The organism is Streptomyces sp. NPDC008139 (assembly GCF_042957025.1).
Classification (GTDB): domain Bacteria; phylum Actinomycetota; class Actinomycetes; order Streptomycetales; family Streptomycetaceae; genus Actinacidiphila.
Genome location: NZ_JBIBHM010000005.1, coordinates 81,863 through 101,907 on the forward strand (window position 1 = coordinate 81,863; position 20,045 = coordinate 101,907).

Genomic DNA, 20,045 nt, shown 5'->3' on the forward strand with positions numbered 1-20,045 from the left:
CGGCGCTTGCATAGGGTCCGTGGGTCGGCCCGCGGCCCCGGCAGGCGGCTATGGCGGTGGTACGGCGGGCCAGGGGGTTCCGCTGCCACAATCCCCGCGGGCGGCGGACCGGCCCGGGAGGTGCGTCAGCGCCCTCCCGGGCCGTGGACCTCCCCTTGCGCCGAAGCCTCCCCGCGACGGCGCGCCCGCCCCCGGCTCCGCCCTCGCCGCCCGACGTCCGCGGGAGGTGCTCCACCAGCGGTCCACACCTGCTCCACACCTTCTCCACGGCCCTCACCACTGTCTCCTGCACCACATCCGCCGCCCCCGCCCGCGCCGGAGGGTGCCCTTAATGTCCCGCATGCCGACCTCGAACGGTCCTCAACCGGTCCCTGGTCGCGTACTTGGCTTTCCGGCATATCAACTGCGGCATGTGCCGCAGACTTTGGCGCGAATCAGACGTTTCGGCTGATGCGTGTTTCACACTCGCCTCGCGGCTGCCCTCAGCGCGCGACCCGGCGCTCCTTGGTGCACCCATGCGCCGCTTTGCGCGCCTTCACGTGGCAGCATGGTCTTTCGGACGTCAGACGTGGCAGCGAAGCGGTAGAGCAGTGGGGCGGCGGCAGAGCGGCCCCCCGCGTACCGGCTGTCCACAGCCTGTGGAGGCGGCGATGCGGTGGTTGGTGGGGTGGAGCAGTGCCACCGCGGGTCCCGTTCCCGGCAGCAGGACCCGTACGCTCCTGCCCGTCGGTGCCCAACTCCTGTGGTCGGAACCGGATCCGCTGTGGGCCGTCGGTGACTGGCGGCCGGACGAGGTCCGTGTCGTCCAGGCCGATCCGGGCGGCGGCGCCGCGTACGCCTTCGGCGGCGGCAACGGTGCGGCGTACGGCTCCGCGGGCGCGGCCTACGGGGACGGTTACGGCGACACGTACGGCGGGGTGGGTGCCGCGTACGGCGACGGCGGCGCGTACCGCAACGGCGGCCGGGGCGGCGGCGGTTCGAACGGCTCCCACGGCAACGGCTCCCATGGCAACGGGCACGGCGGGGGCGCCCCGCACACCGTCGCCCGGCTCGCCGTACTCGGCCGATGCGGCGCCAGCGACGCCGAGTTGCGGCTGGGCCTGGTCGCCGCCCGCGGCGGCGCGCTGCGGCATCTGACGGCCTGGTCGGGCAGTTACACCGCTGTACTCCAACTCGGCCGCCGCATCACCGTGTTGGGCGACCTCGCCGGGGCCAGGCCGGTCTTCCACACCCGTTGGGCGGGCGGTACGGCGTACGCGACCGCCGCCCTCCCGCTCGCCGACCTCATCGAGGCCGGGCTCGACGTCACCCACCTCGCCGCGCTCCTCGCCTGCCCCGACTCGCCCGAAGCGCTCGGCGACGGCACCCCGTACCTCGGCGTCCGCCGCGTCCCGCCCGGCCACGCGCTCATCCTGCGCGACGGCGCCCCGGAGATCAGCGGCTACGAACAGACCACCTCGCTGGCCGTCGGCCACCAGCCCACCAACAACGCCGACGCCACCGCGGCCGTCGAGGGCATACGGGACGCGCTCGTCGACGCCGTACGCGCCCGGCTCTCCCAGGCCCGCTTCGTACCCGACCCCGGGGACGGCCCCGCGCCCGGCATCGGCGCCGACCTCTCCGGCGGCAGCGCCTCCGCCACGCTCGCGCTGCTCGCCGCGGGGCTGCCCGGCAACCCCGGCATGCTGCCCGGCGCGCCCGGCTCCCTCGCGGGGGAGCGGCTGCTCGCCGTCACCTTCAACGACCTCGCGGGTGGCGGACCTCCGGGGTCCTCCGGCGGGGAGCCCTCGGGCGGCGGACTCCACTCCAGGGAAGCGCAGTTGGAGCGGGCGCGGATCATGGGCGCCGACCCGCGGCTGCGGCACGTCGTCGTCCCCGGCGGCCCCGAGGCGCTGCCGTACGCCGACCTCGGCGGCGGCGCGCTCACCGACGAGCCCGCCCCCTCCCTCGTCGACGCCGAACGCAACCGGCGGCGGCTCGCCGCGGGCGGCGCCGACCACCTCATCGGATACGGCGCCCGGCAGGTCCTCGACGCGCATCCCGCGCGGCTCGCCGACCTCCTGATGGACCGGCGCCGCCGCCACCTCGTACGGCCGGTGGCCGCGCTCACCCGCGCGGACGGGGCCCTCGGGCACCCGGCGCTCGTGCCCTTCACCGTGCCGATCACCGTCTACCGCGCCGCCCGGCGGCTCGCCCGCACCCCTTATCAACAGGGTGTGGAGGACGCGGCGGCGCGGCTCCAGCGACACGAGTTCGGCTCCGCCGGCAGTGGGCCGCTGGCCGCGTCCCTCGCCGCGATGACCTGGGTACGGCCGGGGCCCGCCGCCCGCTGGCTCACCGGGGAGGCGCTGGCCGAAGTGTCGGTACGCCTCCAGGACGCCGCGCGGCGGCCGTGGCCGATGGACCGGCCGGGGGAGCGGCGTGCCCGCGCCGTCCTGGCGCGTACCGCCGCGGATTTCCGCGCCTTCGAGCAGGCCGCGGCGGTGCCCAGCCAGCGGCTGCACGCGCCCTTCCTCGACAACCAGGTCGTCCGGGCCTGCCGGGCGCTGCCCGGCGCCCTGCGCGTACGGCCCGGCGCCCGGGCCGACGTCCTGCGCGACGTCCTCGAAGGCGCCGGGGTCCGTGACCTGCCGCCGGGGTGGGGCGCCAACTCCCACTCCACCGCTGCGGCGGCGGCCCGCACGGGGTTGCGCTTGGCGCTGGACGACCTTCTGGACCTTTTTGACGCGCCGCTGCTTGCCGATGCCGGGCTCATCGACGCTCGGGTGGTGCGCTCCGCGCTGGTCGCTGTCGCGGACGGGAGTGGGGTGCCGGCGGACCTCGACGGGTTGGGCGACCTGGTCGCCACCGAGGTCTGGCTGCGGCGGCTGCTTGCGCGGCGGGGGTCGTGCTGGACCGATCCCGCCACTCCCACTGATCCCCGCGCCCTTTCCTCCGGCGTCCAGCGCCTCTCCCTCTGACCTCTGCCGTTTGTCTTTTCCCGCCCGCCCACCCGTGCGGGTGGTTGTTCGTCTGCGGGTGCCGCTTGTGCCTGGTCGGTGCCGGTCCGGGGTACCTCCTCGAAATGCGGCTACCTGGCCCTGTGTATCCGGCGCCCTTCTTGTCACCGCATTTCTGCGGGGGCACCCCGGCCCGTCCCCTCCCGGTACGTCGGCGTCCGCCTGCCGGTGGGGGTTTCCGGGGGTGGGGGTTCCTTCGGCGGGCCGCCCTGCGCCGGTGGCCCCTCCCGGTGGGCTGCGGAGCTCGGGCCCTTCCCCAAGCGCCCCACGAAGCCCCCGGCGGTTACCCCACCCCGGCTCCCACCCAGCCCCGTTCGCCCACCCACCCCCTCCGCCACCCCGCCGGATGTCGGCCGCGCAGGTCCCGCACCTCACGCACCCGTTCCGCCCACCCCGCCGGAGGGTTGGTCGCGCAGGGGGCCGGCCCCCTCACCCACTTCCTTTCTCCCACCCGGCTGGACGGTTGGTCGCGCAGGGGGCCGGCCCCCACCCACCCCCCTCCGCCACCCCGGCCGGACGGTCGGTCGCGCAGGGGCCCGGCTCCCGCCCACCCCCTCCCCTCCCTCAGCCACAGCGGACCGTCGGGTGCCGGCGGACCGGAGGGGACGGTGCGGGGTGCCCCCGCAGGGGGACGAACGGGCAGGGGCAGAAGCGAGTGGAAGTGGCCGCAGGTTCGTCGCCCGAGGAGGTGCCCCGGGCCGGGACCGACCAGGCACGGGCGGCACCCGCAGACGAGGAAAGCACCCGCACGGGTGGGCGGGTGGGAAGGCCCAGGCACCGCGAAGGCGACCACCCCTGTCAGTGGGGTGACGCAGAATGGTCCTCGGGGAAACGACGGGGACAAGGCGAAGGGAGGTCGACATGACGGTGTGGGACGACGTCGTCGGCCAGCAGCGCGTAGTCGCGGAGCTGACAGCGGCGGCGGCAGACGCAAACGCCTTGGTGACGGCCCACGAAGAAGGCCGTCCACAACCCGAGGCGTCGAGAATGACGCACGCCTGGCTGTTCACCGGCCCCCCCGGCTCTGGCCGATCCACCGCCGCCAGAGCCTTCGCCGCCGCGCTCCAATGCGTCAGCCCCGACCGAGCCCTCGGCGCCGCCCCCGGCTGCGGCTTCTGCGACGGCTGCCACACCACAGCCGTCGGCACCCACGCCGACGTGGAATTCGTCCGCACGGACCTCCTCTCCATCGGCGTCAAAGAGACCCGTGACCTGGTGCGGCGCGCCGCGCTGTCCCCGGCCGGAGGCCGCTGGCAGGTCATCGTCATGGAGGACGCGGACCGCCTGACGGAAGGCGCGGGCAACGTACTGCTGAAGGCCGTCGAGGAGCCCGCCCCCCGCACGGTGTGGCTGCTGTGCGCGCCGTCGGTGGAGGACGCGCTGCCGACGATCCGTTCGCGGTGCAGGCTGCTGAGCCTGCGTACGCCCTCGGCCGAGGCGGTCGCGGACGTACTGATGCGGCGCGACGGCATCGACCCGGCGCTGGCGGAGCGGGTCGCGCGGGCGACCCAGGGCCACATCGGGCGTGCGAGGCGGCTGGCGACGGACGAGTCGGCACGGTCCCGCCGCGCCGCGGTGCTGCGCGTACCGCTGCGGGTCGCGGACATCGGCGGGTGCCTGCGCGCGGCGCAGGAGTTGGTGGACGCGGCGCAGGAGGACGCGAAGGCGGTCGCGGAGGAGGTCGACGGCAAGGAGACCGAGGAGATGCGGGCGGCCCTCGGCGCGGCGGCGGGCGCGGGCAGCCGGATGCCGCGCGGCACGGCGGGCGCGATGAAGGAGTTGGCGGACCGGCAGAAGCGGCGTTCGACGCGTACGCAGCGCGACACGCTCGACCTCGCGCTCACCGACCTCGCCGGTTTCTACCGCGACGTGCTGTCGTTGCAGCTCGGCTCGGCGGTCGGCATCGCGAACACCGAGGTCCGCGAGGGCATCGAGCAGATCGCGTCGTCGTCCCGGCCGGAGAACAGCCTGCGCAGGATCGAGGCCGTGCTCGCCTGCCGCGACGCCCTGGACCGTAACGTCGCCCCGCTGCTCGCGGTGGAGGCCATGACCCTGGCGCTACGAGCGGGCTGAGGGCCGAGCCGCGGCCGGGGGTTCGTCCTCCGGAAGGGCACCCCGGCGGCCGGGGGTTCGTCCTCCGGAAGGGCACCCCGGCGGCCGGGGGTTCGTCCTCCGGAAGGGCGCCCCGGCGGCCGGGGGTTCGTCCTCCGGAAGGGCGCCCCGGCGGCCGGGGGTTCGTCCTCCGGAAGGGCACCCCCTTGGTCCGTCCGGGTGATCCCGCCCCCGCCCCCGTAACGTCTCCCACCCCACGGCCCGCAGCCGTTGCAAGGTGCAGACAGCGTTCCCGCGCTTCCGCCGCCGTACGGAATCACCAACTGCCCCAGGGGTCATCCCGCCCCGAGGACCGACCCGAGGACCCGACCCGGCCCAAGGGCCCGACCCAAGGCCCCGGCCCAAGGGCCACCCCCGTACCCGGCCGCACCGTCCCAGCGGGAGCGCACCCGCACCCGAGGGGTTCCGCCGTGGCCGACGTCGTCCTGTCCGTCCTGCTGCTCGCGGCGACCGCCGCCGCCGTACTGCTGGCCCACCGCGCCCTGCGGCACTGGTGGTCAGAGCGCGCCGGGCGGCCGTACGAACTCCCCGCCGACCGCCTCGGCACCGCCCTGCGCGCGGGGGCGGCCGGGGTCGCGGCGCTCACCGCCCTGTCGCTCGCCGTGCCGCTGCTCAGCGACTCCCGCGACACCGGCCGCGCCGACCGGGCCCCCGCCGGGGAGTCGGCCGAGGCCACGGCCACCGTGCCGCCCGCCCCCAGCCGTACCCCCGCCCCCGCCCCGCCGGCGCCCGAGATGCGTACGGTCGGCCACCCGGCGGGCGGCACCCTGATGGAACTGCGCGACGGCATCCGCGTCTGGCTGCCGCCGCGTTACGAGTCGACGGGCGCGGCGAGCCTCGCGTACCCCGTCGTCCTCGCGCACCTGCCCGCCACCGGCGCGCCCGACCTCTTCGAGGGCTTCGCCGTACAGGCCAAGCGCGGCCTGGCCAATCCGTTCCTGCTGGTCATGCCGCGCGACTGCGGCCAGGACCCGGTCGCCGTCCTGGCTGAGGCCGCCCGCCACTTCCGCGCGCTGCCCGCGAGCGGCGCGCACGCCGTGATCGGCCTCGGCGCGCAGGCGCCCTGCGCGGTGCACGAGGCGCTGACCCACCCGGGCCGGTACCGCGCCGCCGCCGGGATCTCCGGTACGTATCCGCCGCTCGCCCCGGCCGCGGGCCCGCACCCGGCCCTGCTGCTGGCCGCCACCACCGGCGAACTGGCCCCACGCGCCTCGGCGTTGCGCCTGCGCGCCGCCCTGCGCCCGCGCGGCGACCAGGTGCGGATCATCGACGGCGTACGGATGCGGCGCGAGATGTACGCGCTGGTCGCGGGGTATCTGACGGAGAAGCTGGAGGGGCCGAGCCGTAAAGCCGCCTCGGCGGTACCGGAGGCGCGCGGCACCTCGGCCGTATCGAAGGCCGGTGCCGCGACAGCCGTACCGGAAGCCCACGCCGCGACCGGGGCGGCGCCCACCCCCACCCCCTCAGACGCTCATAATCGTGCGTATCACCCGTAAGGGGACAGCTTGAGCGTCTGTCCCCGCCCCCCGGCCGATACGCTCGCAAGCACCCGACGGGAGGATCCGAGCCGCCGATGCACTCCAAGCGCCTGCTCCGCATCCCGGCCACCGTGATCGCGGTGACCGGACTGCTGCTGTCCGCATGCACCTCAGAGGGGGGCGGGCACAAGGCCGCGGCGTCGTCGCCGGTCCCCGCCACCACCTCGCTCAAACCGCTGCCGTCCGAGAGCCCCGCGGACCTGGCGCCGTACTACGGACAGAAGCTGTCGTGGCACGACTGCGGCGTCCCCGGCTTCCAGTGCTCGACCATGAAGGTCCCGCTGGACTACGCGCACCCCGTCACCGCCGACGACCTCAAGCTCGCCGTCGCCCGCAAGAAGGCGACAGGCCCCGGCAAACGGCTCGGCTCGCTGCTGGTCAACCCCGGCGGCCCCGGCGGCTCGGCGATCGACTACCTCCAGTACGCGGCCCTCGGCTACCCGACCGCGGTCACCTCGCGGTACGACATGGCCGCCGTCGACCCGCGCGGCGTCGCCCGCAGCGAGCCCGTCGAATGCCTCAGCGACCCGCAGATGGACGCGTTCACGGCCGTCGACACCACGCCCGACGACAACGCCGAGGTCAACAAACTCGTCACCGCCGACCGCGGCTTCGCCAACGGCTGCGAGAAGCGTTCCGCCAAGATCCTCGGCCACGTCTCGACCGTCGAGTCCGCCCGCGACATGGACATCCTGCGCGCGCTGCTCGGCGACCAGAAACTGACGTACGTCGGAAAGTCGTACGGCACCTTCCTCGGCGCCACCTACGCCGGGCTCTTCCCGCAGCGCGTCGGCCGTCTCGTGCTCGACGGCGCCATGGACCCCTCCGTCGGCGCGCTGGAGAGCAGCCGCGCCCAGGCCGGCGGCTTCGAGGTCGCCTTCAAGGCGTTCGCGGCGGACTGCGTCAAGCGCTCCGACTGCCCGCTCGGCACGACGTCCACCGACGACGCGGGCAAGCACCTCGACGCGTTCTTCGCCTCCCTGGACAGCCACCCGCTCTCCACCGGCACCAGCCGCCCGCTCACCGAGGCCCTCGGCACCACCGGCGTCATCGCCGCGATGTACGACGAGGGCGCCTGGCCGACCCTGCGCGGCGCCCTGGCCAGCGCCCTCAAGGACGACGGCGGCCCGCTGCTCAAGCTCTCCGACAGCTACTACGAGCGCGACGACAAGGGCAAGTACAGCAATCTGATGTACGCCAACGCCGCCGTCAACTGCCTCGACCTGCCCCCGGCCCTGTCCTCCCCGGCCGACGTCGAACGCGCCCTTCCCTCCTTCCGCGCCGCCTCCCCGCACTTCGGTACGACCCTGGCCTGGTCCTCCCTCATCTGCGGCTACTGGCCCCTGCCGTCCACCGGCCACGCCCAGCGCATCGAGGCCAAGGGCGCCGCCCCGATCCTCGTCGTCGGCACCATCCGCGACCCCGCCACCCCGTACGCCTGGGCCGTCTCCCTCGCCTCCCAGCTCTCCTCCGGCCACCTCCTCACCTACGACGGCGACGGCCACACCGCCTACGCCCGCGGCTCCGACTGCATCGACACCGCCGTCAACGCCTACCTCCTCGACGACACCGTCCCCCCCAAAGACCAGAAGTGCACCTAACCCCTGACCTGCACCCCCCTTGATCCCCCAACGGTCCGAACCACCCCCCGGAACCCTGTAGACTTGGCGCCGCTGCGCCTGCCACCCTTGGCATCAAGGCGCAGCGCGCCGCCTTAGCTCAGTTGGCCAGAGCAACGCACTCGTAATGCGTAGGTCTCGGGTTCGAATCCCGAAGGCGGCTCCGCGAAAGCCCCAGGACTCACTCGCCGTGACCTGGGGCTTTTGCCTTTTCTCCCCCACACCGTGCCCGGCCGCTCGGACGGCGGTGGACGGCTTGCGTGAGCGATGCGTGAGCGGAGGGGTTTTGGATCTAGGTTTTGGGCTTCTTCCGCTTGGCCTTCTTCTTGGCCCTGGCCTGGGACTCCTTCGTCTTCTTCGCGGCCTTCCGCGCCTGCTCCGTCTCGGCCTTGCGCTGGAGGGGGACGAGCTTGGCGGTGGCTTCGGCGGCGCTTCTGCCGACCTGGGGGAGGACGCTCTGGTAGATGTCCCGCGTGATCCGGGTGTCGCTGTGCCCGAGGGTGTCGGAGACGACCTTCACGTCGACGCCGGCGGCGAGCATGAGGGTGGCGGCGCCGTGGCGGAGGTCGTGCAGCCGGATCGGCGGCAGGCCGGAGGCGACGACGAGCCGCTCGAACAGGTCGGTCACCTTGCCGGGGTGCAGCCAGGAGCCGTCTTCCTGGGTGAAGACGAGCCCGGTCTCCGCCCAGGCTGAAGCCCACTGCTCCCGGTCGGCCTCCTGCCGTTCGCGATGCCGCTTCAACACCTCCACGGTGTCGTTGTCGAGCGCGATGACGCGGAACCCGCTGTCGGTCTTGGGCTCCGAGGTCTCGACCTGCCAGCCGTCCTGGACGAGCTGGGCGGAGACGGTGAGGGAGTTGGCGTCGAGGTTGGTCTCCGACCAGGGCTGACCGCACGCCTCGCCTCGCCGCAGGCCGCGAAAGGCGATCAGGTGCCACATCGCGTACAGCTGGTCCTCGGCGACGAAGTCGAGGAACGTGCCGGTCTGCTGGGGTGTCCAGACCATGACGGGGGAGGGCTTCTCGCCCACCTGCCGCCACTTGGTGACCCGCTCGTCCGTCCACACCAGGGCCTTCGGCTTGCGTACTGGGTCGATCTCGACGTGGGCGGCCGGGTTGAACGTGATGATCTGCTGCCCAATCGCGTCGTTGAGCGCGGCCCGCAGGGTGGCCTTGATGTGCAGTCGGGTCGCCGGGCCGGTCACGCGCCGGATCGGCGGCATGGCGTCGATGGCCGCCTTGAGGGTCCTGCGGCGCGCACGGTGCTCAATGCCCTTCCAAGGGACGGTGGCCAGCTCCGCGACCGCTGCCTTCCGCTGGGCGTTCTGCTCCAGGATCTCGGCGTTGGCGTCCACGATCGCAGTGAACATGTCGCCGAGGTGGCTGACGCGGAGCCGGTCGAGCCGGTGGTGCCCGATACGGGGCTTGAGGTGCACGCGGACATCGGTCTCGTACCGGCTGATGCCCGACTTCCGTATCCGCTTGGCGGCGAGCCACTGGTCCAGCCATTCGCCGACGGTGATCCGGCCGATGAGGTCCTGCCCGGACTTCAGCCGCCGCCTCGTCTCCTCGATGTCGGGGAGCGGGGCCTTCTCTTCGCTGACCTCCGTCAGCATGGCCGAGATCAGCCCGATGCCTTCGGGGTCGTCCGACTCCGCCAGGCCGAGGAGGGCGCGGACGTGGTCGAGATCTGCCTGGGCTGCCTTGAGGGTGTCGTAGCCGGCGCGGCTGAAGGAGCGGCGGGTGCCGTCTTCGCGCGGCGGGAGTTCCTGGCGTATGGAGTAGGAGCCGTGCTTCCAGGTCGTGAGCTTGGGGCAGTTCTTGCCCAGGGGCTTGCCCGTTTTGGCGTCGCGGCAGTAGCAGCGGCGGTGGGTGGAGCCCTTCAAATGCTGTCCTTTCCGTCGGGGATATCGGCGGTGAGCGCTTCGACATCGGGTGGCAGGCTCACTGTTGGGCCGAGGATGCGCTGGATCTGCGAGCGTGCGGTTCGCACGTGGGCTGCTGCTGTTTTGAGGCGCTTGATGGCTTGGTCCGCGTTCCGCTCGGCTTCCTCGCGTCTTGCCGGGTCTGTTGCTCTCCTCGCGTCGTCGTGATGGGACCGCATGTCGTTCCAGGCGTTGAAGGCGATGATTTCCTGGCGGCCCTTCGCGCGGAACGCTTTGACGAGGGCAGCGTCCAGGCCCGAGTCGGACTCCCCGGCGAACCAGCTCATGGCGTCCCAGGTGGGAGTTGGGTGTTGTAGGGGCAGTCGCTGAACTTGCCTGACATGCCCCAAGGGGTAGATCAGGAGCGCGGGGTGCGTGCCGAGTGCCTCGGCGAGCACGATGACATCGACGAGCGGGAGGATCGAGCGGCGCCTGGATTCCATGTTGGCGATGACGTTGCGGGGGATCGGGTGGCCGATCTCGGCACAGGCGTCCGCCAGTTCCTGCGCGCTCATGCCTCGCTCTTTTCTCCGCCGTCGGACCTCGGTCGCGACGGTCGCCATGACTTGGTCGGTCCATTCCGGTACGTCGTAGTCCTCCTCGTCTTCGTAGCTGTCGTGTGCTGTTCCATCGTCGGGATCAAGTTGTGTCACAGAGACACAATAGCTTCGTCAGGATTGTTTCTGAAGCCGGGAGATCGAGCACCACGCGGTGTTCGCCGAAAGCTTCAGCAACGAACGGAGTTGTGCATGGGTGTGGCCGAGACGGCCCGTCCGATGACGCGGGGAATGAGCCGGGCCGAGCTGCTGGCGCTGCCGGCGGCGGTCGACCTGGAGACGGCGAACCGAGCGCTGGGTCTGGGTCGCAGCAAGGGATACGAGCTGGCTAAGCGGGGCGAGTACCCGTGCCGGGTGCTGCGGCTGGGCAACTCCTACCGAGTAGTGACCGCCGAACTGCAGGCGCTGCTTGGCCTGGCGGCGTGAGCGCTGTTCCTTCACCCCCTGCGATGCCCCCAACGACCAACCCCGGTGGGAAGGGCGTTCCAGCCTGGATCCACCCTTCGAGGAGTGATGCATGCCCCGTATGACCCCAGGCGCCGAAGGCGCATCCCCACACCAGTCCCGGCCGCCCGTCGCAGTACCGGGTGAGCCAGGCCGGGTCACCAGCGGACCACTGGCTGAGGCGAACAGTCCGGTCCCCGATCGGTCCGCGGAGCAGCGGACCACTGAGGTGCTGGGCCGCAGTTCCGGCGATGGCTGGTCCGCTCACAGGGCGGTTGGTCCGGCGGGGGACCGGACGGTAGGTCCGCAGGCCGGGGACCGGACCGGCAGCGAACGGCCGGTGGCCGGACCAACGACGAGCGGGGACCGCGAGGGGGATCAACCATGGTCCTCGCAGGTCACGGCCTCAGACGCAGCGGACCACGGTGGTCTGGCATCCGTACCGTTGACCGGAAGTTCGGGTCAACGGACCAGGGGCGACGACATCGGCGGACCAGCCGGTTCGGACATTGCGGCTGCTGCGGACCAGCCCGGCGAAACTACGGGACCACACCGCGGACCAGCGGACCAGATGCGGGGACCGGACCGCCCTACCGCGGACCACGCTGTTGGCGAGGGAGCGGGGTTGCTGGACGAACTCCGTTTCGCCGTAGCCCGATACGTGGTCCCGCCGAGTCCGGAGGCGTTGGACGCGATCACGTTGTGGATCGCGGCGACGCATCTGCAGTCGGCGTGGCAGCACGCGCCGCGTCTGGCGATCGTGGCGCCGACGAAGGCGTGCGGGAAGTCGCGTCTGCTGGACGTACTCCTGGAGACGGTCCATAACCCGTTCATCACGGTGAACTCGAGTCCGTCGGCGATCTTCCGGTCGATCACCGAGAAGCCGCCGACCCTGTTGGTGGACGAGGCCGACACCATCTTCGGCAGCGCCAAGGTGGCGGAGAAGAACGAGGAGATGCGCGGTCTGCTCAACGCCGGCCACCAGCGTAACCGCCCGACCACGCGAGTGGCGGGGGCTGAGCACAAGCCGGTGAAGTTCCCGACGTTCGCGATGGCGGCGATCGCGGGGATCGGTGACCTGCCGGACACGATCATGGACCGGGCGGTCATCATCCGGATGCGCAAGCGCCTGGAGAGCGAGCACGTCGATGATTTCCGTACCCGTACCGACATCCCGTTCCTCCAGGAGGTGCGGGACCGGCTGGCGGAATGGCTGGTGACCCGACTCGAGGAGGCGGCGGACCTGGTCCCGGCGATGCCGGTGCGGGACCGGGCGGCGGATACCTGGGAGCCGCTGGTTGCGGTCGCCGACCTGGCAGGAGGTGCGTGGCCGCAGCGGGCGCGCACGGCGTGCCGGGTGATGACCGAGCGGGAGAAGGGCAACGAGCAGGACCGGGGCGCCAAGGTCCGCATCCTGGCCGACATCCGGGCCGCGTTCGCCTCCCACGGCGACCCGCCGATGCTGGCCACCGGGGAACTCCTGGACACCCTGAACGCCGACCCCGAAGCACCCTGGCACGAACACGGCCCGGCCGGACTGACTGCCCGCAAGCTCCAGATGCTGCTGGCGGACTACGAGATCCACCCCGCCAACCGCCGCTTCTCCGACGGCCAGCGCCGCGGCTACGCGCGGGCGGACTTCACTGACGCCTGGAACCGCTACTGCCCTGCGCCTGATCCCGTTGCCCCGGAGGCTCCAGACCCCCATGCGGATGCACCGCCGGCAGCGGCCGAACGCAGCGAGCCGGAGGTTCGGCCCCGGCCGTCTCCGTCACAGGTGACCCAGCGCGGGATGCCGGGTTTGGGACTGCCGCCCGCCTCCCCAGTGCCTGGTACGGGTCCGCGCCGCTGACCGACGCGGACCCTCATCAACCCGCATCACCCGTCCCGTCGCAGGTCAGCGCGGGACGGGTTGCGGGACCGTGACGGGTCGACCCGTACCAGGACGGCAACCCGTACCTGCTGTGACCTGCCCTGCAACGAGTGGGACGGGTTGATGACGGTCTTCCGCAGCCTGCTACTCCGACAGCGGCCCCTCCACCGTTCAGTTTCTGAACCTGGACGCCGTGGCTAGTCCGACGGAAGCGCCCATGCACCGCGGATTGGGCGCGGCCCCTGCGTTCCGCCACGGAACATGCCCCCTGGCCTGTGACGGAACAGGGGTCTTGTTCCGCCGCAGAACGCCGTCCCAGCTGCCCCGGCGGGCTAGCAGGTAGTCCTCCAACCACGAGAATCCGAACCGAGGACCTTTTGCCCAACGATCACGACCTATCCATCGAAGCGTTGCCCACAGCCCAGTCGCTGCCCAGCGAGCCCCATGCTGGTGCCCCCCACTCCTCCAGCAGCCCGGACTCCGGCACAAGCCCATCCCGAGTGGGAGCAAGCTGGAGCGGTCGAAACTCCTTTCGGGTTTCGTCCGCGCTTGCCTCCGCCCCAGCGGGGGCGGAGAAGGCCCGGCGCCAGGGGGCGCCGGACCGGGTGGGTGAGGCCGAGCGCGGCCTCACCCAGGACGACCCGCAACCGTCGGCCGGCAGCGTCTGCCCGTCCTGCGGCCAACCAACGCCCTCTTCTTCGCGGGGCGAGGAGCCGTCCTGGCGTGATCCGGACGATCCCCCGCTGATCACGCCGCTCTATCGCAAGCGCACCAAGGAGACGCGTAGCCAGACCCGCAGTATCCGCTTCACCCCGACCGCCGAACGTGTCATTGAGGCCGCCGCCCGGGCCCGTGGTCAGTTCTTCGCGGGCTACGTCGGCGATACCGCCTACGCCCACGCCCTCGGCAAGACCACCGCGGGCAGCCCGGAGGACGATCCGGCCCGCCCGCTGGTGGAGACGGTGGAACGGCTGATCGCACAGCTGAGGCGGACCGGCAACAACCTCAACCAGATCACCCACGCGATCAACTCCGGCACCATCCCCGAGCACGCCGAGCAGGTCCTGGGACGCGTGGAAGAAACCGTCGAGGACGCCTTCACCCTCCTCGACGGCTTCGTCGGCAAGGAAGCGGCCTGATGGTCCCCGACGTCTCCACCGGCTCCCACACCGCCGGACTGCTGTACTACCTGTTCGGCCCCGGCCGCCGCGACGAACACACCGACCCGCACATCGTCGCCGCCTGGGACATGACCGGCGCACCCGACCCGGGTCGCGATCCCAACGCCACCATCACCCGCCTCGCCGACCGCCTCGACCTCCACGCACGCCTGCGCGCGAACGAGACCGGGAAGATGCCGGCCAAGCACGTGTGGCACTGCCCGGTACGCACCGCGCCCGGCGACCGCTACCTCACCGACACCGAATGGGCGCAGGTCGCCCGCCGGATCGTCGCGGCCACCGGCATCGCACCCGACGGCGACGACATGGCCTGCCGGTGGATCGCCGTCCGCCACGCCGACGATCACATCCACATCGCTGCGGTCTCGGTACGCGCCGACGGCCGCCGCGCCCGCACCAACCGCGACGGCTGGCGCGCACAGAAGGAATGCCGGGAGATCGAGAAGGAGTACGGGCTCCGGCAGCTCAAGTCCGGCGACCTGACCGCGCCCAAGACCCCCACCAGCGCCGAGCAGGCCAAGGCCGAACGCATGGGCAAGACCGTCACCAGCCGCGAGTGGCTGCGCGACCAGGCATACGGCGTTCTCGCCGCGGTCCGGACCGAGGAGGAGTACTTCGACGTCCTGGGCACGCTCGGGATCCAGGTCAAGAAGCGCCTGGGGACGCAGACCGGTGAGGTCACCGGCTACAGCCTCGCCGCCCCCGGCGACACCAACACCGCTGGTGAACCGATCTACTTCAGCGGCTCCAAGCTCGCCCCCGACCTGTCCATCGTCCGAATCCGCGAGACTCTGACCCACCCCGTCCCCGGCCCGGCGAAACGGCCGCCGTCCCAGGACCTCTGGCGGCAAGCGGACAACGCCCTGCGCGAGACGACCACCGTCCTGGATGGCACCGACGACGACGCCGCAGCCCAGGCCCAGCTCGCGGCCCTCAGCACCCTTCTGCACACCGCCGCCCTGACCGCACCACCGGCGAGCCGGGCCGAACTGAAGGCCGCCGCAACCGCCTTCAACCGGGCCCGACGCTCCGCGATCCGCGCCGACCATCAGAAGGCCACCGCCCTGCGCGACGCCGCCAAGGACCTCATCTACGCCTCATCGGACGCCGGCGGCTTCGCCGTAGCGGTCCTGTTCGCCCTCATCCACACCGCCGCAGCCGCCGCACGCTGGTACGAACAACGCGGCTACGAACAACAAGCCGCCGCAGCCCAGCAGACCGTCCTCCACCTCCGCGCCGGCTACCAGCAGGCCGCAGCCCCCGTCCTGGCCGACCTCACCCGCCGCGCCCCGCGCCCCCAGACCGCCCAGCGCTTCAAAACCACCGTCCGCCAGGCCATCCCCGACCACGCCGACCGCATCCTGACCGACCCCGCCTGGCCTGCCCTGGCCACCACCCTCGCCCAAGCCGAAACAGCCGGCCACCACCTCCCGACCCTCCTTCGGGAGGCAGCCGCCGAACGAGAACTCGACACCGCCCACTCACCCGCCGAAGTCCTCACCTGGCGCATCACCACCACTCCCAACCGCCGCGCCCAAGCCGCCCAAGCCCGCAGTGCCACGGCTGGAGCCAGCCCAGGCTCACCTGGCGCATCACCACCACTCCCAACCGCCGCGCCCAAGCCGCCCAAGCCCGCAGTGCCACGGCTGGAGCCAGCCCAGGCTCACCGGGACATGTACCGGCGTCGCGCCCGGCCGCCGCGTCTGACCGAAGGGGCCTCCGGAGGCCGTAGGCGGTGAGTCCACAACGTGTCATCGGCCAATCACTTGTGGAGCAGCTCGGAGGGGTCCACCGCGTTGGTGGACCCCTCCGCAAGAAGGACTGCTCTGCTCGGCGAACCTGACCCTAAGCTGTTTCATCCGAGGCCGGGCGAACAGCTGCTGGGGTCAAGCCCGGCAACGTCGGTGCCTCGCGCGACCGACCTTTGTTGGCGACTGTCCCGGCTCCGGCAGTGGGACTGATTCGGACAGTGCTGGACCATCGGCGAGAAGGATCGCTTGCCAGACTCGTTCCTGGAGTTCGTTGATGCAAGGCCCGCATGCGTACATCGGTGCCTGGGCTCCGGCGACGTTGGCCGGACCGATCCACAGGACACGGGTCCACTGCTGGCCACAGAACAGCCAGCAGTAGCCGTCGGTCCAGTTGTTCCCGTCGTCCGTCGTCGCTGGCTCCGGGAGGCCGCCGCGGGCGAAGGCGGCGATCCCGGGGATGACGCGATGCTGGAGGGAGAGTTCCGTCAGCATGGCTGCGCTCCGGGCATCACGGACGTTGCGAGGCCGTCGCGGGCTCCGCGCTCTTGCAGGCGTCGGAGAAGAGGAGGGTTGGTTCGGCGAGGATGTCGCGGCCGGCCTCGCTCTTGTAGATGGCGTCGACGCTGCCGAACCGGGCCTCCGAATAGTCGAGGCCGAGGCGGGCTGCGGCGTCGCGGACGGAGGGTTCGTCGGGTCCTTCGACCTCCAGGAAGGTGGGGAGGTCGGGCCAGGTGTCGAAGTCGTAGGCGACGTCGCCGAGCTGCCATTCCTCGCGGAAGTTCTCTTGGTAACGGACCTCGTGCAGGCCGAGGTTGGTGAGGATCTCGGCCATGGCGTGGAGGTCGCTGACCTCGGTCTCGATCTCGGTCGTCCCGTGGATGGACGTGGCGTCGGTGACCTGCTTGAGAGTGAGGGTGGTGCGGGTGCCCTCGTTGCGGAGGCGGACCCACTGGGAGCCGTCAAGGACGTCACTCTCGAAGATCTTCCGGGTGAGCAGGGTGCGGGGGAACGCCTGTACCGCGCCAAGGGCCGCGAGCTTGGCTTGGAGCCCGGCGACGTCGACGGCGAGGAACTTCGCTTCGTACTCGTTCTTCATGATCGCTTCATGCCCTTTCGGAGGTCACGGGGGAGGTGCGGGTGGCCAGGAGCAGGCCCATGCGGTGGGTGTGCGGGTGGGGCTGGCCAATGTGCGGCCCTTCGACGTACTGGCCGGACCGCAGGGTCAGTTGAATGTTCCATCCGTCGGAGAAGAGCGGGCTGAGCTTCTCGGGGGACGTGTAGTGCTCGCTCAGGTGCTGCCGGGCCGAGACGGGCATCATGAACTCGGCTCCGAACAGGCCGTGGACGCGCACGAGGTCTTGCATGCGGGTGACGAAGTCGGCCAGGGGCCGGTGGTGGTTGGCACTGTAATGCCAGGAACAGCTCGTCCAGACGGCGTCGTACTGCGCGTCGGCGGGCAGGCCGGCGTCGAGGAAGTCCCCTTCCACGATGTCCACGCGGTCGGCCAGTCCTTCCTGCTGAAGCCGCTCGATCAGCCCGGCCGCGTGGGCATCGGTGCCGTCGGGCAGGCGGACGAGTCCACCCTGAAGGGCTACCGGGTCTCGTTCGATCGCCGTGACACGGTGGCCGGCTGCCGCCAGCGGCAGGACCAGCCTGCCGTCGCTCGCACCGATGACCAGCACGGTGGCGTCAGGGCCACCATGTTCCGACAGGGCTGCGCGGAACTGGGGGAAGAAGGTGAGGGCGTGCTCCCACCGGCTCAGGGTCTGCACCGCTGGCTCCTTGGGAAGTGACGTCGAGGATGGCGCGGACGACCTGTTCGGGCGTGCGGCCCGTGGTGTTTACGCGATGCATCGGAAAGGGGGCGTAGGCGTGGGTGATCTGCTCGGCGACCTCTTCGGCGAGCCCGTCCCAGCGTGAGGACGGTTTGTGGCGGGCGGCGAGCCTGCGTCGGCGCTCGTTCTCGTCGCACACGAGGCCGTACGTGATCGGCTCCGGCAGGTCCGGCGGCAGGGTGATGTCGAGGCGGGAGCCGAAGGCGCGGTGGTTGGACAGGCAGCGGGCGAAGTAGCTGTCCACGACGACCGGGGTGCCGGCGGACAGGTGCGCGCGGATGTCGTCGGTGGCGGTGAACAGCGCGGAGAGGTAGAACGCCATCCGGGCCTCAACGTTGTCCCGAGCGTCGATCTCCCGGCGCAGCGAATTGTAGAGCGCGGGCACGGTGGGGACCAGGACGGCACCGCGGGCCGCAGCGAACAAAGGCGCGACGGTGGACTTCCCGGTGCCGCGTAACCCTTCGAGGCTCTCGAAGAGCGGCCGGTCAGGCACGGGCGTAGACCACGCCGGGCACGGCGAGGGCGATCTCGTCGGTGGCGGAGGGCCGGTGGACGACGTGCCCGGCCTCCTTGTCGTACCAGAAGGCGTGCGCGTCCTTACCGACTGCCTTGCACGACATCGTGAGTGCTCCGCGCGGGTCGGCCTCGATCCGGGGAATCGCAAGGGCTCCCGTCACGGGGTCGCAGATGCCAGGGGCTCCCTCCTCCGACAGGTCCTCGTCCACGATGACCTCGATCATGAGGTCGTCGGCGGTACGGAGCTGATCGCGCAGGCGGCCGTACGCGGCGGTGCCGGTGATGAGGAGTTCGGGGTGGTGGGCGGCGTTGCCGACCGGCCGCAGGTGGTGGAGCTTCAACTGCCGGGCGCCGTAGTCCTGGAGGGTGCGGGCGAGCGGGAGGACTTCGTCGATGTTGCGGGCGTTGACGGTCATGGTGGCGCCGGTGGGGATGCCGAGGTCGCGGGCGTGGGCCAGCGCGGACAGGGCTCCCTGGTAGCTGCCGAACTTGCGGATGGCGTCGTTGGTGGCGCCGTTGCCTTCCAGCGAGATCCGCAGCAGGTCCAGGTAGGGGGCGATCTCGGTGAGGCGGCGTTCGATGCGGTAGCCGTTGGTGCAGATCTCCACGTGCAGGCCCAGTTCCTGCTTGGCGTAACGGACGACCTCGGGCAGGTCCTTGTAGACGAAGGGCTCGCCGCCGAGGAGGTTGACGGCCTCGGTGCCGTACTCCTTGTGCATCAGCCGCATCAGCGTGATGGCTTCTTCGAGCGTGAACGCGTCGGCGTGCTGGAGGCGTTCGCCGTGGAAGCAGTGCTGGCAGGCGAAGTTGCAGCGGTAGAGCAGTTGCAGGTAGAGCATCCGGATCGTCTTGATGCCGGTGATCTCCGTGATCATGGTGACCTCCCTGGGCGTGGTGCCTGGGTTGAGGCCCTGATCGTGGCCGGGCTGCACGGGACCGCGTCACCGCGTAAAGGGACGCGCCGAGGACGTCCTGGGACGTTTTCAGGTCCGCGCGATGTCCTCCAGGAGGTGAAGGACGCGGTCGGTGTCCGACAGGTTGGGCAGGACGACGGGGGCGCCGGCGGTTTCGAGTGCGACGGGGCTATCGACGCCGGTGGCCACGGCGATGATGTGCGCACCCGAGGTCAGGGCGGCCTCGACGTCCCGGGGCGTGTCGCCGACCAGGACGACGGGACTCCCGGCGGACAGGCCGCGGTCGCGCTGCATGCGGCGGCGGGCGACGTCCACCAAGTGCGGCCGTTCCTCGGCATCGGCGCCGTACGCCCCAACAGGCAGATCCAGGAGCACATCCAGGCCGAAGGCCGAGAGCTTCACGCGGGCGTTAGCGGCGATGTTGCCGGTCAGCACGGAGGAGACCCAATCAGGTTGTGCGGCAGCGGCCTTGAGTACGTCCTGCACTCCTGGCAGCGCCGTCCCGCGAGCTTGCAGCGCCCCAAGCCGTTCCGCTCCCGCCTGGACGAGCGCGGCTTCGACATCCGTCCACGCAGGCTCGGCGACACCGTTCCGGGCGAACATGTCCCGCATGATCAGGCGGTCCGTACGCCCCTCGGTGACGGCCGCCGCGACCGGACGGCTTCCCGTCACCGCCTCGTACGCGGCGGCGTAAATCTCCTTGCTCACACCGGCGTTGTCGATCAGCGTGTGGTCGATGTCCCACAGGACGATGAGCGCCATACGGCCAGCGTAGGCGCCAC

15 protein-coding genes and 1 tRNA gene are annotated in these 20,045 nt (G+C 71.6%); 9 read left to right on the forward strand and 7 right to left on the reverse strand.

Translation table 11 applies throughout. The annotated features are described in order from the left end of the window. The first annotated feature begins 650 nt into the window (after window positions 1–650). From ACFZBB_RS11690 to ACFZBB_RS11710, 5 genes are all read left to right on the forward strand, one after another. A complete protein-coding gene (locus tag ACFZBB_RS11690) occupies window positions 651–2,960 on the forward strand; it encodes an asparagine synthase-related protein (RefSeq protein ID WP_391120283.1) in 2,310 nt (769 codons plus the stop codon). 900 nt (window positions 2,961–3,860) lie between these two features. After that, window positions 3,861–5,072, forward strand: a complete 1,212-nt coding sequence (locus ACFZBB_RS11695) for a DNA polymerase III subunit delta' (RefSeq protein WP_391120286.1) — start codon at window positions 3,861–3,863, stop codon at window positions 5,070–5,072. 449 nt (window positions 5,073–5,521) lie between these two features. Next, window positions 5,522–6,607 carry a hypothetical protein gene (locus ACFZBB_RS11700; protein ID WP_391120288.1) on the forward strand — a complete coding sequence of 362 codons (1,086 nt, stop codon included), beginning with the start codon at window positions 5,522–5,524 and terminating at the stop codon, window positions 6,605–6,607. Between the two features lie 77 nt (window positions 6,608–6,684). Beyond that, window positions 6,685–8,250 carry an alpha/beta fold hydrolase gene (locus ACFZBB_RS11705; protein WP_391120290.1) on the forward strand — a complete coding sequence of 522 codons (1,566 nt, stop codon included), beginning with the start codon at window positions 6,685–6,687 and terminating at the stop codon, window positions 8,248–8,250. Window positions 8,251–8,357: 107 nt separating this feature from the next. After that, window positions 8,358–8,431, forward strand: a tRNA-Thr gene (locus ACFZBB_RS11710). A 129-nt stretch (window positions 8,432–8,560) separates the two neighbouring features. On the opposite strand, the gene ACFZBB_RS11715 is transcribed toward ACFZBB_RS11710, so the two are convergent. Both ACFZBB_RS11715 and ACFZBB_RS11720 read right to left on the reverse strand, forming a co-directional pair. Beyond that, window positions 8,561–10,153 (reverse strand): tyrosine-type recombinase/integrase, encoded by a 1,593-nt coding sequence (locus tag ACFZBB_RS11715; RefSeq protein ID WP_391120292.1) that lies wholly within the window; start codon window positions 10,151–10,153, stop codon window positions 8,561–8,563. Beyond that, a complete protein-coding gene (locus ACFZBB_RS11720; RefSeq protein ID WP_391121059.1) occupies window positions 10,150–10,755 on the reverse strand; it encodes a helix-turn-helix domain-containing protein in 606 nt (201 codons plus the stop codon). The genes ACFZBB_RS11715 and ACFZBB_RS11720 overlap by 4 nt, the downstream gene beginning before the upstream one ends. Before the next feature lie 186 nt (window positions 10,756–10,941). Here ACFZBB_RS11720 and ACFZBB_RS11725 point away from each other — a divergent pair, with 186 nt between their 5' ends. The 4 genes from ACFZBB_RS11725 (at window position 10,942) to ACFZBB_RS11740 (ending at window position 15,986) form a co-directional block, all read left to right on the forward strand. Next, on the forward strand, window positions 10,942–11,175 hold the full coding sequence (locus tag ACFZBB_RS11725; protein ID WP_391120294.1) for a hypothetical protein: 234 nt from the start codon (window positions 10,942–10,944) through the stop codon (window positions 11,173–11,175). A gap of 589 nt (window positions 11,176–11,764) precedes the next feature. Next, window positions 11,765–13,045, forward strand: a complete 1,281-nt coding sequence (locus ACFZBB_RS11730) for a DUF3631 domain-containing protein (RefSeq protein WP_391120296.1) — start codon at window positions 11,765–11,767, stop codon at window positions 13,043–13,045. 626 nt (window positions 13,046–13,671) lie between these two features. Beyond that, window positions 13,672–14,205 (forward strand): plasmid mobilization relaxosome protein MobC, encoded by a 534-nt coding sequence (locus ACFZBB_RS11735; protein WP_391120298.1) that lies wholly within the window; start codon window positions 13,672–13,674, stop codon window positions 14,203–14,205. After that, the gene (locus ACFZBB_RS11740; protein ID WP_391120301.1) at window positions 14,205–15,986 is read left to right on the forward strand and encodes a relaxase/mobilization nuclease domain-containing protein; all 1,782 of its coding nucleotides are present in this window, start codon (window positions 14,205–14,207) and stop codon (window positions 15,984–15,986) included. The genes ACFZBB_RS11735 and ACFZBB_RS11740 overlap by 1 nt, the downstream gene beginning before the upstream one ends. A 520-nt stretch (window positions 15,987–16,506) precedes the next feature. On the opposite strand, the gene ACFZBB_RS11745 is transcribed toward ACFZBB_RS11740, so the two are convergent. The 5 genes from ACFZBB_RS11745 to ACFZBB_RS11765 all read right to left on the reverse strand — a co-directional run bounded on the left by ACFZBB_RS11745 (window position 16,507) and on the right by ACFZBB_RS11765 (window position 20,025). Beyond that, window positions 16,507–17,094, reverse strand: a complete 588-nt coding sequence (locus tag ACFZBB_RS11745) for a CYTH domain-containing protein (protein ID WP_391120303.1) — start codon at window positions 17,092–17,094, stop codon at window positions 16,507–16,509. 7 nt (window positions 17,095–17,101) lie between these two features. After that, a complete protein-coding gene (locus tag ACFZBB_RS11750) occupies window positions 17,102–17,770 on the reverse strand; it encodes an SAM-dependent methyltransferase (RefSeq protein ID WP_391120305.1) in 669 nt (222 codons plus the stop codon). After that, window positions 17,688–18,326 (reverse strand): hypothetical protein, encoded by a 639-nt coding sequence (locus ACFZBB_RS11755; RefSeq protein WP_391120307.1) that lies wholly within the window; start codon window positions 18,324–18,326, stop codon window positions 17,688–17,690. Before ACFZBB_RS11755 ends, ACFZBB_RS11750 begins: the two co-directional genes overlap by 83 nt. Then, the gene (locus ACFZBB_RS11760; protein WP_391120309.1) at window positions 18,319–19,224 is read right to left on the reverse strand and encodes a radical SAM protein; all 906 of its coding nucleotides are present in this window, start codon (window positions 19,222–19,224) and stop codon (window positions 18,319–18,321) included. Before ACFZBB_RS11760 ends, ACFZBB_RS11755 begins: the two co-directional genes overlap by 8 nt. A gap of 108 nt (window positions 19,225–19,332) precedes the next feature. Continuing rightward, window positions 19,333–20,025 carry a haloacid dehalogenase-like hydrolase gene (locus tag ACFZBB_RS11765; protein WP_391120311.1) on the reverse strand — a complete coding sequence of 231 codons (693 nt, stop codon included), beginning with the start codon at window positions 20,023–20,025 and terminating at the stop codon, window positions 19,333–19,335. Window positions 20,026–20,045: the final 20 nt, after the last annotated feature.